Genomic DNA, 14,345 nt, shown 5'->3' with positions numbered 1-14,345 from the left:
AGTGAGCACTTGGGAAATAAGTTAAAAGTTAACGGCGCGTTGGAGAAACGGTTAACTCACATGCCTTTCACGCATGCATTCACGGGTTCGAATCCCGTACGCGTCACCATTTGTCAATAACGCCTTTAGGTAAAGCATCTAAAGGCTTTTTTTTACATTGTCGAAATAAAAAGCGCTGATTACAGCGCGAGAGTGTGGAGCCATGCGTGGTAGTGGGCCTGTTTTTCCAGGGCGATCGTTTGATAGACGGAGTCGTGGGTGGAGTCGTACAGCATATTGGCCCAATAGCCCCACAAGATGTCTTCGAAACATTCGAACAGGCGGACTTCCTGCTGGGCTTGAAGATCGTTGGCCAATCCATACCCTTCGAAAAAAAGCAGACGTTCTTTTTCGTCTTCGATTTGATTTTCGCTTAAAAAACTCGCGAGATCAAACCGGTAGTCGTTCATGCTGGCGTATTCGTAGTCGATCAAATACAGCCGTCTGGATGTAAACAGCAAATTGCCGTCCACCACATCGTTGTGGCAAAGCGTGTCGGGCCGGTACAGCTTTTGCACCCGGGCAATGACGGCATCCGCTTGCTCAAAATGGACGAGGGGATGCGCGATCCGGCTTCGGTAGCGCTCAAGCTTTTGAAAGGGATCGAAAGCAAAGGAAACGGCCGGTTTTTGATGGAGCGCTTTGAGCGTCCGGCCGACTTGCCACGCTTTGTTTTGCGAGCGAGCCTGGGCGTACGTGCAGGTGTCGGGAATGTAGGTCGTGATCTTGATGCCGTTTTGGGTGTCAAAATCGACGAGCGGCACATCAAGGTCCTTTACGAGCGCGAGCACGCGCGCTTCTTCGTGAAAGCGCAGATCCAGACAAGCGTGGCTGGATCGAGGCGTTCGGACGATGTAGGTGTGGTTTTGGGTTTGCAGGCGATACGACTCGTTGCTGATGCCAAGATTGGTTGGCGTTAGCGTGTACGGCTTGTCGAGGCGTTGGTCGAGCCATTGTTTGATTTGATTCAGATTCATAGGCATATAATATCATGCAAGGAGTTAGAACAAAGCATTTTTGAATGGTATAATTGAACAAACGAGGTGAAATTATGAAACAACCAAATATTCCGCAAATCCCGAAACCCGGCGCAGGATTCGCCGAAAGACCGGTCAAAGAAAGCCGGCTTTGGATCGTGGCGCTTATTTTGGCGCTCGTTTCGATCGTTCTGGCCGTATTTGCGGCTTGGCATGGATTTATTTTAGGTTTTCTTGCTTTGGCGTGCGGCGTGATTGCCTTCGTTCTGGTTTGGAAGGAATTTGAGTGGACGAAGAAGATGCTTTCGCTTTTGATTTTGAGCATTTGCGCGGCCGTGCTTGGGTTTTATTCCTTTGGGACAGGCGTTTACAATATGGTGCAGATGATGCGCTTTTCCTATCCGGCGGGTCATTCTTTTGATTCGGATGACTGGAACGTGATCGACGAGCCGTATTTTGATTTTGAAGAGGACTACGACTTCTGGGACTAAGGCGGTGTTGGCGATGGATCAGGAAGTGTTGCACGATTTAAAAGCCGAAATCAGCCGGCTGCTGGAAAGCGATCAAACGGCGGACGCGTTGCCGCTGCTCAAGCAAGCTGCCAACTGGGGCGATTTGGAGAGCCAGAAAACACTGATGGCGATGTTTTTGGAAAAGGAGCGTGGTGTTGGTTACGATCCGAAAAGCGGATACGAATATGCGCGCTTAGGCGCGATGAATGGCGACCCGAAAGCGATGTATGTCGTCGCCATGATGAATCGGGATGGTGTCGGCTGTCCGAAAAATATGGAGCAGGCGTTCTACTTTATGAAGAAGGCGGCGCAGGCAGAGTATCCGCTGGCGTACGATGGTCTGGCGATGCTGTATTTGAACGGAAAAGGTGTCGCAAAGGATCCTCTGGCGGCCTTGGATTGGATCCGGAAGGCGAAAGAAAGCCTGGATTGGACACCGGCGCTGGAAAAGCATGCGCGTTTGGTGGAGAAAACCGTGGAGAGAATGAAATAAAAAAGATAAAGCTTGCGTTTTATCTTTTTTTTGCTTATAGTTAATAAGCATGCGTGGGAGAACACTCGTGTTCACAAACCACTGCATAAGGCCATTTATAGGAGGAGCGTCTTATGAGCAAGAAAAAAGTAACAAAAGTTTGTAAGTTGCAGTTCATGGCAGGCGGAGCAAAACCGGGACCAGCTTTGGCGAGTGCCGGAATCAACATGCCTCAGTTCTGTAACGCGTTCAACGATGCGACAAAAGACCGCAAAGGCGATGTCGTACCTGTTATCATCACGGCGTACGAAGACAAATCGTTCGATTTCGAATTGAAAACGACGCCAGCAGCCAACATGCTGAAAAAAGCGGCAGGTATCTCGAAAGCCAGCGGCGACCAGAAGCAGACGGCCGGTACGATCACAGTGGATCAGTTAAGAGAGATCGCTGAATACAAAATGCCGGACTTGAACGCAAACGACGTCGAAGCAGCGATGAAGATCGTTGCCGGAACTGCCCGTAACATGGGTATCAAAGTCGAAGGAATGGAATAAGGAGGAACGATCCATGGCAAAAGTAAGTAAAAGATTTGCGGAAGCTGAAAAATTAGTCGATCGTGATCGTCTTTATTCAGTGGAAGAAGCTGTTGCGCTCGCGAAAAAAGCCGCAACCGCAAAATTTGATGAAACTGTTGAAGTAAGCTTCAACTTGAATGTAGACCCTCGTCATGCGGATCAGCAGATTCGTGGTGCGATGGTACTGCCGCACGGAACGGGAAAAACGCAGACGGTTGCGGTAGTTGCCGAGGGTGATAAAGCGAAAGAAGCGGAAGCTGCCGGCGCCGATTTTGTTGGTGCTGATGAGCTGATCCAGAAAATCCAGGGCGGATGGTTTGGATTCGACGTTTTGATCGCAACCCCGAACATGATGGGAAAACTGGGACGTCTTGGTCGTGTACTGGGACCTAAAGGCTTGATGCCAAACCCGAAAACGGGAACCGTGACGATGGATATCGCTAACGCGATAAACGAAGTCAAAAAAGGAAAGATCACTTACCGTGTGGATAAAGAAGGAAACATCAACGTATTGATCGGAAAAATCAGCTTTGATGATGACAAACTGGTAGAGAACTTCCGCGCGATTTATCAAACGATCGCGAAAGCGCGTCCTACGAAAGTAAAAGGAACGTACATTAAAAACCTCGTGCTTTCCACGACTATGGGTCCTGGAATCCACGTTGAGCGTCAAAAGTAATTGACAAATTTGAATTTCAAAGTAATATAAGATTGTTATCAATATTCCAAAGACAGTAACGGCAGTTTTGCTTAATCATGTTACCGAGGGGTCATACATAAAAATGATGTGTAAGCCTGCCCTCGTGCGGGCTTTTCTTTTGAATATTGTAACGATATACAGAAAGAAGAGGTGGATCGGATGAACAAAGATATCCTTGCCCAAAAGGAAGCCGATGTCAAAGCTCTTACAGAAAAAATGGAGGGCTCCAGCTCGATCGTCATGGTGGAATACCGTGGATTGACTGTGAAGGAATTGACGGAACTTCGTCGCGCTCTGCGTGCGGAAGACGTGGATTTCAAAGTGTACAAAAACACGACAGCACGTCGTGCGGCTGAAAATCTGGGATATGAAAAGTTCGCAGAAACTTTAAAAGGACCGAACGCATTGGCGTTTGGTAAGGATCCAGTTGCTCCAGCTCGTGTACTCGCAAAATTTGCGAAAGGACACGATAAACTGATTTTGAAAACTGGTATCGTTGACGGTGACGTGGTCGATGAAGAAATGATCAAAACACTGTCTGCATTGCCGAACAAGGAAGGCATGCTCGCCAAATTTGCGTCTGTATTGAACGCGCCGGTTGTTAAATTCGCAATGACGATCAAAGCGTTGGCGGAAGCAAAGGAAAACGGAAGCGCCCCAGCTGAAGAAGCTGCCGCGTAATACAATATTAGGAGGAAAAGAAAATGGCTAAATTAACTCAGGAAGAAATTCTTTCTTACTTGGAAGAAGCGACAATTTTAGAACTTAATGATTTAGTAAGCGCAATCGAAGAAAAATTCGGTGTTGTAGCCGCTGCTGCCGTAGCTGCTCCAGCCGCTGCTGAAGAAGCTGCAACAGGTCCTACGGAAGTAACTGTTACGTTGACTTCTGTTGGTGGAACGAAAGTTGCTGTCATCAAAGCCGTTCGTGAAATCACTGGTCTTGGACTGGTAGACGCGAAGAAACTGGTTGACTCCGCTCCAGCTGCAATCAAAGAAAACATTGCTCCAGAAGAAGCAGATCAGATTAAAGAAAAACTGATGGCTGCTGGCGCAACTGTTGAAATTAAGTAATCGAACCAAGTAAAATCAAAAGTCCTGTTTTGCGGGACTTTTTTTTCAATTCATTGGGCTTTGGTCAGGAGGAGAATGTGGATGATTCAGTTTCGTCATGTCAATAAAACGTACCCTTCCGGGGTTTGCGCGCTTCGGAACGTTTCGTTTCATTTGCCGCCTGGGGAAAGGGTGGTGCTATATGGACCGTCGGGTTCTGGAAAAACAACGATTGTATCTCTGATTGCCGGCTTGGAAAAACCGACAGTGGGCGTTGTGGAAGTCCAAGCATCCAAAGTTTCGGTGGTTTTTCAGGAAGATCGGCTGTTTTCTCATCTGTCGGTGTTTGACAACATCGCATTTGGCTTGGATCATCACGCGTTTGCCGAAGAAGAAATTGAAAGACGGGTGAAAAGGATCGCGGCTTTGACGCGAATCGAGTCGTCTTTGGCACAAAAGGCAAGCGCTTTGTCTGGTGGCCAGCGTCAGCGCGTGGCGATTGCCCGCGCGCTTGTTTCCGGCCCGGATGTTTTGCTGCTGGACGAAGCATTCAATCATTTGGATCCGGCATTGAAGCGCTCCCTTATTTTTGATGTTCTGGCGTGGGTGGATGAGTTGAACATCACACTGGTGAGTGTGTGCCATGATTTTCAGGAAGCTGGTTTGCTTGGAAACCACATTCTTGTCATGCAGGACGGAAAACTGATTCAGGAAGGGGCACCTTCGCAAATCCGAAGCCATCCCGTCTCGCTCGATGTGGCTTCTTCGCTGTCGCTTTTGGGTGTCAATGTTTGGAAAGGACAGCTGGTACCGGTTGAGTGCTGTTCGTTTGAAGTGGATGAAGGGGCGCAGGCGATTCATGGGTGGAAGCCGATTCGGCAATTCGCGTATCTTGACGGTTTCCTGCATTTAGGCACATGGCAGGGGGAGCCGTTTTATGTGTATTCAAAGAAAGAAGATGCGGGAGAGGATCCCATCGTATACATTCATGAAGAAAAAAAGGAATAGAAAAAGAGGAAATTCGACGGAATGAACGGAATTTCCTCTTTTTTGCGTTGTTTTAATCTTGGACTTCTTCGGCCATGATCTTTTTCAAGCCGTTGAATAAGCCGTGGTGGAACACGTCGGTGGTGGAGAAGTCGGCAAAGCTTTTGACGTAGTCGTTTGCGCTGCCCATCGCCACGCCGATGTGGGCCTGCTCAAGCATTTTCGTGTCGTTGGTGCTGTCGCCAAAGGCGATTACATCATCCCAGGTCAGCCCTTCCCGTTCCAGAATCATATCAATGCCGTGCGCCTTGTCGTTGTCGGCGTTGAAAATATCGTAGCAAAAGCCTTCGGTTTTGACATTGATTAGATCGGAGCGAAGATCGGGGTGCTCGTCCATGAAGCTTTGCAGCTTGGTGGAGTCTTTCGTGAGCACGACGGCGTTGAACGCCCGGTGACGTTTATGATAGGCCTGGTTCGGATCGTAGAACAAAGAGTCGAGGACGTTGCAGTATTTGCAGAAATAGTACATCGGATAAAAGTCGTTGTAGATGTACGTCGCATCCCCGAAATGGAACATCAGCCCGTATTCATTGGCGCGGGCTAGCTCGACGAGTTCTTCGACGGTTTCTTTTTGGATTGGGTCGGAGCCGATTTCATTGAAGTCGGCATCGAGGACGTATCCTCCGTTGATCAAGACATAATAGTCGAATTTCACTCGTTCCAGGATGAGTTTCATTTGATTGAGAGGACGGCCTGTGGCGGCGGCAACGATGTATCCTGCGTTTTTCAGGGATTGAATGGCCGCGATGCTCGATTCTTGAATGACATCGTTTTCGGTTTGATAAAGAGTGCCGTCCATGTCGATAAATACGATTTTATGTTTCATGTGTATTCCTCTTTTCTTGTAATTTCTATTATATCCCTGAAAGGGGGTTCCAAGAAGCCATTTGATTGAAATTAGGTGGTAAAAAAGAGCGGATTTTCTTTATGGTTTACTTTTTAGCGAGAATATTATAATAAATAGCAACCCTATTTTTTCCTGTTTGTTCCATGAATATAATTCAAACGAACAGGAGGATATACTATGAAAAATCCATTGAAACAAATCGTAAAAGCGCAAAAAGCGGGGAAGGCTCTTGGCATTTATTCTTGTTGTAGCGCGAATGAATATGTGATAGAAGCGGTACTTAGAAAAGGGAAGGAAGAGGATTCGTGCGTTCTAATTGAGAGCACAGCCAATCAGGTAGATCAATTTGGTGGATATACCGGGATGACTCCAGCCGATTTCAAGCAGTTTGTGTTGAAAAAGGCGGACGAAGTTGGTTTTGACGCTTCAAAGTTGTTTTTGGGAGGGGATCATTTAGGACCATTGACGTTCGCAAATGAAAACGAGACCGAAGCGATGAAAAAATCAAAAGACCTTATTCAAGCGTATGTGAAGGCGGGGTTTTCGAAAATCCATATCGACACGAGTATGAAAGTGGCAGATGATGACCCGAATACACGTTTAAGCGATGAAACGATTGCCCGTCGCGGCGCGATATTGGCGCAGGCGGCGGAAAAAGCGTTTGAAGAATACAAGCAGGCGCATCCTAACGCGATAGAGCCGGTGTATGTGATTGGAAGCGAAGTCCCTATTCCTGGCGGGCAGCAAGGAACGGAAGCGGCATCAGAAATGGAAGTGACGAAGCCAGAAGACTTTCAAGCGACTTTGAAAGCTTTTCAAAACGCGTTTTTACAGCGTGGATTGGATCAGGCTTGGAACAATGTGATCGGCATTGTCGTGCAGCCAGGCGTCGAAGAAAAAGACGCGGGCTGTGTGGAGTATGATCGAAAGAAAGCCGAGAAGCTTTGCCAGGCGATTCAAGCGTATGATCAAATCGTTTTCGAAGGCCATTCGACGGATTATCAGACGAAAATCAAACTGCGGGAACTTGTAGAAGATGGTGTCGCCATTTTAAAGGTTGGGCCGGCCCTGACTTTTGCGATGCGAGAAGCGTTGTTCGCGCTTGCGTTCGCGGAAGAAGAGTTGTTTGGCGCGCAAGGCAGCCACTGGATGGATGTGCTTGACCAGGCGATGCTTGACGATTCGAAGTACTGGGAGAAGCATTATATCGGCACGCCAGAACAAACGCGAATCCAGCGTAAATACTCGTTTTCAGATCGGAGCCGCTATTATATGCCTGATGCGCGCGTACAGGCCGCGGAAACGGTGATGCTGGCGCATTTTAAAGACGGGGTTCCTTTGAACCTTCTCAGTCAGTTTATGCCAAGACAATACACGGCTGTGCGTGAGGGACGGATAAAAAATGAACCAAAGGAGCTGATTTTAAATTATATTCAGCATACTATCGACGAATATTTGTACGCGACGTATCAAAAAGAATTGTTTTAAAAAAAGATCCAGATCGGCTTTTGATCTGGATCTTTTTTTATACGTGCTTTTTTAGTTTTTGGCTTGTTTGTTGATCGACGAAAGCAAAATGAGTTTTGCTGAGGTGTTCGTATTTTTGTGCGTTTTCCCAGTCGTTCTTGTTTTTATAAATACGCGAGATGAGAAATTCGTGGACGCCACGCTGCGAGTCTTCCATCCCTTCAATTTCTTCGAGAAGGGCAGGAAGGTCGTGGTCGTTTTTTAAAATGTAAATGTTGTAGACTCGATGGGCTTCCTGCTTCATTTGCTCGTTGCTGGAGCAGTCCACTTTTGTTAAATACTTTTTGGCGTTTTTAGCATCGTTGAGCCCAATAAAATAATTGAATCCTTTCATCATGTATGTGTCTTTTTCGCTTTTTGGCATTGGGATTCTTTCCAGCTCTTCCAAATATCGTAGCGCTTTTCGTTTCTGGTTTTGAAGGATGGCGGCATTCAGGCGAAGATCCAGCAGGCTTTGTTTCGAAAACAAAAGTTTTACCAGCAGTGCATCCACTTTTTGGTCAAACGACGCATAGTGGCCGTTTTGGAGAAAAGTAACGAGTTGTTTGTAGATAGAGCGTTTGATGCCACCGACTAATGTATAAAGAATTAAAGCGGTGACAACGACAACAGCAATCGTCTGCATGCTTATCTTTTTCCTTTCTTTTCTTTATGCGCAAGTAGCATTCCGTATTGATACGCCATGTACAACGCAAAGACGGCAAGGCAGTAGCTTGCGCTTTCCAGAGCCGGATGTCCATGAACTGCTCCGGGTACAAATGTATTGACGACAAGTAAAATCGCCAGCAGGCAGTAGAGCGTCAAGCGAAGAATCAATCCTTCTTTGGAAACTTTGATTTCTTCATTGACGGCTGTAGCACGCGCTTTCTTCGGAAAACCGACGGTTCTGGGCATTTTTTTTAAGAAGCTGTGGTAGCGATATTCCAAAAAGATGAAAATCACGGCGCTTAAGCTGATCGACAAAAAAAGATTCAGCTGAAACAACAAGTAAAAAAAGATTAAAGAAATCACGGTTAGAACAACACGCATTCGCAAGGTATTGAATGTTTTCCGGTGAACCGGACTGATCGTATAGGAAACATTCGCTTTTGGGTTGAAATACAGCAAGGTTCCATTGGACTGTTCAAAAAGATTGGAGCCGCTTGCCAATATGTTTGCAAAGTTATTTCTCATATAAATTCCTCCGTATTTATTATAAAAAGAACGCGATTTATTTCCTACCACTTATTAACGATGTTTTTTCACATTTTAGCAGTCGTGTTGAAATGAGGCCTTTCAAAAATATAATTAGAACCGTGAACCGGACGAAGGAGGTTTGATGAATATGCTTTTAAAAAAAGAACAGGTCGACTGGAAACAATTGAACGGTTTTTGGACAGCATCGGAAATTCGGCAGCAGCCGGAAACTTGGAATAAAACGATTGCTCAAATCGCAAAAGAAAAAAAGGCGATTATGGATTTTATCGCGCGAATTACGAATTGTGCGGATTACGATATCATTTTAACCGGGGCGGGAACGAGCGAGTTTGTCGGCAATTCTGTCTTCCCTTTTTTGGAAAAAACGTACGACCATAAAGTAAAGTCATACGCGACGACGGATATCGTGGCAGATCCAGAGTGTTATTTATCTAAAACAAAACCGACGCTTTTAGTGAGTTATGGAAGAAGTGGAAATTCACCGGAGTCGGTGGGCGCGGTAGAAGCTGCAAACTCGGTTTGTGAAACCATACAGCATTTAATGATTACATGCAACGAAAAGGGAGCGTTGTCGAAATTCGCGATCGGAAAAGCGAATTGTCTTGTCATTAATTTAACGCCGGAAACATGTGATCAAAGCTTTGCGATGACGTCTTCTTTTTCCAATATGGTTTTGGCTACTTTGCTTGCTTTTAGCAAAGATTTTGAAACGCTGTCAGTTGAAGCCGCTTTGACGGCGAAAATGGACGAGTTGTTTTTTGAACAAAAATGGGAGCTTGCCCAAGAAATCGTGGATACCTACGACTTTAATCGAATCGTCTATTTAGGAAGCAACAGCTTAAAAGGCTTTGCGCAAGAATCCGCTTTAAAGATTTGCGAGCTAACAGGCGGTACGGTTGATACGGTTTTCGACTCACCACTTGGATTCCGTCATGGACCAAAATCGGTGATTAACGATTCAACTTTAACGATTGTTTATTTGAGCGATGATCCGTATACGCGTCAGTACGAATATGATTTGATTCGCGAAATGAGTGAACAGCGGAAAGGAAACAAGATTTGTGTGTTGTCAGGCGGGGAAGACGCGATAAAAAAGGAAGTGGATTATTTTCTTTCTTTTGACAATCCCCAAACGATTCCTAACGCACTGCTTGGTTTGGAATACATTACGTTTGCGCAAACCTTAGCTTTGTTTAAATCGCTTCGTTGCCATTTGGGTCCGGACAATCCGTGTCCGAGCGGGGAAGTCAACCGCGTGGTAAAGGGTGTAAACATTTATCCATATACAAAATAAGGAGGAAATTATGATTGGAATTATTGTGACGGGTCATGGCCGGTTTGCTCAAGGGTTGAAAAGCGCAATTGAAGTGATTGCCGGAGAACAACGGAAATTTATTGCCGTAAACTTTGAAAAGGAAGTCAAAGAGCTGGAGCAAGACTTGACCAAAGCATTAAACGAGTTACAGGATTGCGAAGGGGTGCTTGTTTTTACCGACTTGCAAGGTGGCTCGCCATTTAAAACGATCGTCGAGCTTTCGATGAACCGATCGGATATTGAAATTTTGGCGGGTGTGAACATGCCAATGCTGGCGGAAGTTGTGCTGGCTAGAAATTTTGGAATGGATTTGGATACGCTGGCAGCGACAGCCATCCAAACCGGTAAAGAAATGATGACGCGGTTTGATTTTTCTGTTTTATTCGAAGAAGAAGAAGAAATCATCGAGGAAGACGGCATTTAAAAAGACAAAACATCTTTGCGTTTTGCCTTTATAAAATCTTGTTTGCGTATTCTGTCGGAGTCAATCCAAATTCCTGCTTGAATCGGCGGGAAAAGTAATGGATGGTTGAAAAACCGAGCATGGTGGCGATTTCGGAAATAGTGAATTTGCTTTCTTTGATCAGTAGTTTGCTTTTTTCTAGCTTTAAGCTGCTGACGTATTCTTTGGGTGCGATGGATAGATTGTTTCGGAATAGGGATTGAAGTGAGCTGCGGGAAATCCCAAATTGCGCGCAAAGCTCCTCAATGTTAAAAGCGGTATAAATGTTTTCATTGATATAGAGCAGAATTTCGTTAAGCAGTTCGTTTTCAAAGCGCTGCTGCATCGGCGTGCTGGCTACTTTACTGAGTGACTTCTCCCCTTTTTTCAGCAGATTGATGATGATCTTTTCCAAAGCGATGATCATGAGATCGCGATCATAAGCGGACTTTTGATCGTTGGATTTTACAAAGGTTTCTATAGCGGCCCGGGAATCGCGATCAATTTCAAAGACGGTGTTGACAAGCTTTTTCTGGTTGTCAAGATTTGTTTCCAAGTCAATGATGATGGTCAAGTAGGAACAGGCTTCGTTTGTTGTATTTTGCCGATGGAACTGTCCGGGAGCGTATAAAATCATTTGATTGCTTGTCAGCTGGTATTTGTGATCTTCTATGGTCGTATGGAGTGTGCCACTGTCAACGAAAGTGATTTCCCAATATTGATCTTTTTCACCCGGAAAGAAATAGTTGGATGAGCGAACATTGTAGTAGTAGGCAATCAATTCGTTAATTCGGACCGCGGGCTTGATGCGGGAATAGCCGTAAGGATTGGGAATAAAGCGGTTTTGAAGGACGGTTGTCCTTGAAAAGGCGATTTCAACTTTGGCTTCATTGCCTAGGGAAATAAAATTGAACAATACGCCTTGATTAATTTTCACGACGCGATGAATCACGAATCGGTCGAAAGTTTCCTGATCCAGAGAATTTGCCACGACGAGCATGCAGATTCCTTCGGTGGATTTTAAATAAATATCGGTGTTGGCGACGTAAAAATAAACGATTTTATCGTTTTGAATTGTAAAAATGTAATTGTTGTCGTGGATTTCGTTGTTTTCCGAGAAAATACTGAAGACTTCACCGTACTTTAAAAAATCGACACTGGAAGTTTTATTAAACATATAAGATCACCTTAACCTTTTGTATGGTTTCATTATAGCAATTATGACAAAAAAATGAAAAATGTTTTATTAAAAATCTGTCAAAAGTTATAAACACAAGCGCAAAAAATGCAAAGATTTTAAATCTTTTTAAATTTAGAATGATGTTACAAAAAGCGAAGGCTTAGAAGGAGGGAAAAGATGCCTAATATTGTATTGACCCGGATCGACAATCGTCTGATCCATGGGCAGGTTGCCACGCAGTGGTGTGGCTCAGTAGGAGCGAATTTACTTTTGGTTGCGAACGACGCGGTCGCGGGAGATAAAATGCGGCAAGGATTATTAAAAATGGCCGCTCCAGGCTATGCTCAAACGAGATTTTTTAGCTTGGCTAAGACCATCGCGGTCATCGACAAGGCAAGTCCAAGACAAATGATCGCGATTATTTGTGAAACGCCCCAAGATGTGCTGAAGTTGGTTGAAGGAGGAGTTCCAATTCAAAAAGTCAATATTGGAAACATGCACATGTCGGAAGGAAAACGGCAGGTGGCAACTTCTGTTGCGGTAGACGATGACGATGTCGCCGCGTTTAGAAAATTGCAGGATCTTGGTGTGGAATTAGAAATCCGGCGAGTACCGGATTTGGCGGCAGAAGATGTCAATAAATTGTTTGGATAGGAAGGTGAGAAAAATATGAATATTGTTGAGATTATTCTTTTGGCGGTTGTCACATTTATTTTCGCAATCGACCAGTTCTCTTTGACAGAAATCATTTATCGACCAATTATCGCTTGTCCGATTATCGGGCTTGTTCTTGGCGACTTGCATACAGGACTTGTCGTGGGTGGAACGTACGAATTGATGATGATTGGTAATATGCCAGTCGGCGGGGCGCAGCCGCCAAACGCGGTACTGGGAAGTGTGGTTGCGATGATCTTCGCCATCAAAGCGCGAATGAATATCGACGCAGCTTTGGGGGCGTGCATGATTTTCGCAACATTTGGACAATATGTGGTGACTTTGACATTTACGGTGATGTCCGGATTGATGGCAAAAGCCGACGAGGCGGCGATCAAAGCAAGTCCGGCAGGAATTGTGAAAGTGAATTTGATTTCTTGTTTGATTCTTGGTTCGCTGTTTGCCTTGATTGCTGTGATCGCTTATGTGGGTGGTGTTGCCATGTCTGGAACATTGGAACAACTTTCCGAGAAGGCGTCTTGGTTCATGGGCGGATTGAGCGCGGCCGGAGGAATGATGCGCTTTGTCGGTTTCGCGATTTTATTGAAAATCATGCTGGCCAACGATATGTGGGGTTATTTGTTTGCTGGTTTTGTTTGCGCGCTCGTCATTGGAAATATCGAGGCGACGGCTTCGGCTTGTCTGCTGCTTGTCGCATTCCTTGGTGTGGCGGTAGCAATCAATGATTTCCGGGTAAATGGTTTGAAGAAACAAGTCGAAGAAGGAGGTTTTAGTGATGGCATCTAATAATAAAGAGTTGCGATATATCGACACGACACCGGCACCACGTGTCAGCAAAAAGACATTGAATAAAATGGTTTGGCTATCGACTATGCTTCAGGCGTCGTTCAACTATGAGCGAATGCAGTCAGGTGGCTGGTTGTGGGCTATGTTGCCAGGATTGGAAGAAGTACACACGAACAAGGAAGACTTGTCAACGTCTATGATTCAGAACTTGGACTTCATCAACACGCACCCGTTCGCGGTTACGTTTGTTATGGGGATCGTGCTCTCGATGGAGCAGATGAAAACGGATGTACAGACGATTCGTTCAGTTCGTATTTCTGTGGCTGCGCCACTTGGAGGAATTGGCGACGCTTTGTTCTGGTATACGCTAGTTCCAATTACCGCGGGTTTGACGGCCAATATGGCAATCAATGGTTCAATACTCGGTCCGATCCTTTATTTCATTATTTTGTTTGGATGCGAGATGGCGCTTCGCTATGGGTTGATGTATTGGTCGTATAACTTAGGCATGAAGGCCGTGTCGATGATGACGGAGTATGCGGATGAGTTTACGCATGCGGCTGCAGTTCTTGGCGTATTTGTGGTCGGGGCCTTGATTGCTAACTATGGCGGCGGAACGACGTTAGGGATGACGATTGCGAATGGGGAGTCACCGATTGTCATTCAAGACTATTTAAATATGATTCTTCCTTGCATGCTTCCGCTATTGATTACTTTGCTGATGTATTTCCTCATTAAGAAAAAAGGCTGGACGCCGGTTAAATGTATCGGTTTGATTCTTGTGATGGGAATTGTAGGGGCTATTTTTGGAATTTGGTCTGGAACTTATAAACCATTTGTTCCGGTTCCTTGGACAGTTGGTTAATCAAAGGCTAAAAATAAACTTCATAAACTTGAAAAGGGATTTCATCGTGAAATCCTTTTTTTACTTTTTGTTATCGTTTTTTATAAAAAATCTCCATACTCCGAGGTGTACCACACGGAATGTAACTTTAGACAAAA

General features: G+C 45.3%; 18 protein-coding genes, 1 tRNA gene and 1 other annotated feature. Of the genes, 14 read left to right on the top strand and 5 right to left on the bottom strand.

Annotation, left to right across the window (positions count from 1 at the left end):
- Positions 1-33: 33 nt before the first annotated feature.
- Positions 34-109 (top strand) — tRNA-Glu (locus E5336_RS09455).
- Positions 110-179: 70 nt separating this feature from the next.
- On the opposite strand, the gene E5336_RS09450 is transcribed toward E5336_RS09455, so the two are convergent.
- Complete coding sequence (locus E5336_RS09450; protein ID WP_168353632.1) at positions 180-1,016, bottom strand: choline/ethanolamine kinase family protein; 837 nt, start codon at positions 1,014-1,016, stop codon at positions 180-182.
- Positions 1,017-1,090: 74 nt separating this feature from the next.
- Here E5336_RS09450 and E5336_RS09445 point away from each other — a divergent pair, with 74 nt between their 5' ends.
- The 7 genes from E5336_RS09445 (at position 1,091) to E5336_RS09415 (ending at position 5,335) form a co-directional block, all read left to right on the top strand.
- Positions 1,091-1,507, top strand: coding sequence for an energy-coupling factor transporter transmembrane component T family protein (locus tag E5336_RS09445; protein ID WP_135980876.1), 417 nt, complete (start codon positions 1,091-1,093; stop codon positions 1,505-1,507).
- A 13-nt stretch (positions 1,508-1,520) separates the two neighbouring features.
- Positions 1,521-2,021 (top strand): tetratricopeptide repeat protein, encoded by a 501-nt coding sequence (locus tag E5336_RS09440; protein ID WP_135980875.1) that lies wholly within the window; start codon positions 1,521-1,523, stop codon positions 2,019-2,021.
- 113 nt (positions 2,022-2,134) lie between these two features.
- Positions 2,135-2,554, top strand: coding sequence for a 50S ribosomal protein L11 (gene rplK / locus E5336_RS09435; RefSeq protein ID WP_016320225.1), 420 nt, complete (start codon positions 2,135-2,137; stop codon positions 2,552-2,554).
- Between the two features lie 13 nt (positions 2,555-2,567).
- The gene (rplA, locus tag E5336_RS09430; protein ID WP_135980874.1) at positions 2,568-3,254 is read left to right on the top strand and encodes a 50S ribosomal protein L1; all 687 of its coding nucleotides are present in this window, start codon (positions 2,568-2,570) and stop codon (positions 3,252-3,254) included.
- 28 nt (positions 3,255-3,282) lie between these two features.
- Positions 3,283-3,401: a sequence feature (ribosomal protein L10 leader region), on the top strand.
- Between the two features lie 33 nt (positions 3,402-3,434).
- Complete coding sequence (gene rplJ / locus E5336_RS09425; RefSeq protein WP_135980873.1) at positions 3,435-3,956, top strand: 50S ribosomal protein L10; 522 nt, start codon at positions 3,435-3,437, stop codon at positions 3,954-3,956.
- Positions 3,957-3,979: 23 nt separating this feature from the next.
- Entirely contained in the window at positions 3,980-4,348 is a 369-nt protein-coding gene (gene rplL, locus E5336_RS09420; protein WP_135980872.1) for a 50S ribosomal protein L7/L12, read from the top strand.
- A gap of 81 nt (positions 4,349-4,429) precedes the next feature.
- Positions 4,430-5,335, top strand: coding sequence for an ABC transporter ATP-binding protein (locus E5336_RS09415; protein ID WP_168353631.1), 906 nt, complete (start codon positions 4,430-4,432; stop codon positions 5,333-5,335).
- A 52-nt stretch (positions 5,336-5,387) separates the two neighbouring features.
- Here E5336_RS09415 and E5336_RS09410 read toward each other — a convergent pair whose 3' ends face one another.
- Complete coding sequence (locus tag E5336_RS09410) at positions 5,388-6,200, bottom strand: HAD family hydrolase (RefSeq protein WP_135980870.1); 813 nt, start codon at positions 6,198-6,200, stop codon at positions 5,388-5,390.
- Positions 6,201-6,398: 198 nt separating this feature from the next.
- On the opposite strand from E5336_RS09410, the gene E5336_RS09405 reads away from it, so the two are divergent.
- A complete protein-coding gene (locus E5336_RS09405) occupies positions 6,399-7,709 on the top strand; it encodes a class II D-tagatose-bisphosphate aldolase, non-catalytic subunit (RefSeq protein ID WP_135980869.1) in 1,311 nt (436 codons plus the stop codon).
- A gap of 37 nt (positions 7,710-7,746) precedes the next feature.
- On the opposite strand, the gene E5336_RS09400 is transcribed toward E5336_RS09405, so the two are convergent.
- Positions 7,747-8,373 carry a hypothetical protein gene (locus E5336_RS09400; protein ID WP_135980868.1) on the bottom strand — a complete coding sequence of 209 codons (627 nt, stop codon included), beginning with the start codon at positions 8,371-8,373 and terminating at the stop codon, positions 7,747-7,749.
- Between the two features lie 2 nt (positions 8,374-8,375).
- The gene (locus tag E5336_RS09395) at positions 8,376-8,972 is read right to left on the bottom strand and encodes a hypothetical protein (protein WP_135980867.1); all 597 of its coding nucleotides are present in this window, start codon (positions 8,970-8,972) and stop codon (positions 8,376-8,378) included.
- Positions 8,973-9,072: 100 nt separating this feature from the next.
- Between E5336_RS09395 and E5336_RS09390 the strand changes: the two genes are divergently transcribed.
- A complete protein-coding gene (locus tag E5336_RS09390; protein ID WP_135980917.1) occupies positions 9,073-10,239 on the top strand; it encodes an SIS domain-containing protein in 1,167 nt (388 codons plus the stop codon).
- A gap of 10 nt (positions 10,240-10,249) precedes the next feature.
- A complete protein-coding gene (agaF, locus tag E5336_RS09385; RefSeq protein ID WP_135980866.1) occupies positions 10,250-10,684 on the top strand; it encodes a PTS galactosamine/N-acetylgalactosamine transporter subunit IIA in 435 nt (144 codons plus the stop codon).
- Between the two features lie 28 nt (positions 10,685-10,712).
- Here the strand turns inward: agaF and E5336_RS09380 are convergent, their stop codons facing one another.
- Entirely contained in the window at positions 10,713-11,639 is a 927-nt protein-coding gene (locus tag E5336_RS09380) for an AraC family transcriptional regulator (protein WP_168353630.1), read from the bottom strand.
- A 420-nt stretch (positions 11,640-12,059) separates the two neighbouring features.
- Here E5336_RS09380 and agaV point away from each other — a divergent pair, with 420 nt between their 5' ends.
- The 3 genes from agaV to E5336_RS09365 are packed head-to-tail and all read left to right on the top strand — an operon-like array spanning position 12,060 to position 14,208.
- Entirely contained in the window at positions 12,060-12,536 is a 477-nt protein-coding gene (gene agaV, locus E5336_RS09375; protein ID WP_135980864.1) for a PTS N-acetylgalactosamine transporter subunit IIB, read from the top strand.
- 15 nt (positions 12,537-12,551) lie between these two features.
- A complete protein-coding gene (locus E5336_RS09370) occupies positions 12,552-13,343 on the top strand; it encodes a PTS mannose/fructose/sorbose/N-acetylgalactosamine transporter subunit IIC (protein WP_135980863.1) in 792 nt (263 codons plus the stop codon).
- Positions 13,333-14,208 (top strand): PTS system mannose/fructose/sorbose family transporter subunit IID, encoded by an 876-nt coding sequence (locus E5336_RS09365; RefSeq protein ID WP_135980862.1) that lies wholly within the window; start codon positions 13,333-13,335, stop codon positions 14,206-14,208. The genes E5336_RS09370 and E5336_RS09365 overlap by 11 nt, the downstream gene beginning before the upstream one ends.
- Positions 14,209-14,345 lie beyond the last annotated feature (137 nt).

This window comes from Dubosiella muris (genome assembly GCF_004793885.1).
Classification (GTDB): Bacteria; Bacillota_I; Bacilli_A; order Erysipelotrichales; family Erysipelotrichaceae; genus Dubosiella; species Dubosiella muris.
The sequence above is the reverse complement of the archived record's forward strand: the minus strand, read 5'-3'. Positions and strand labels throughout refer to the sequence as shown.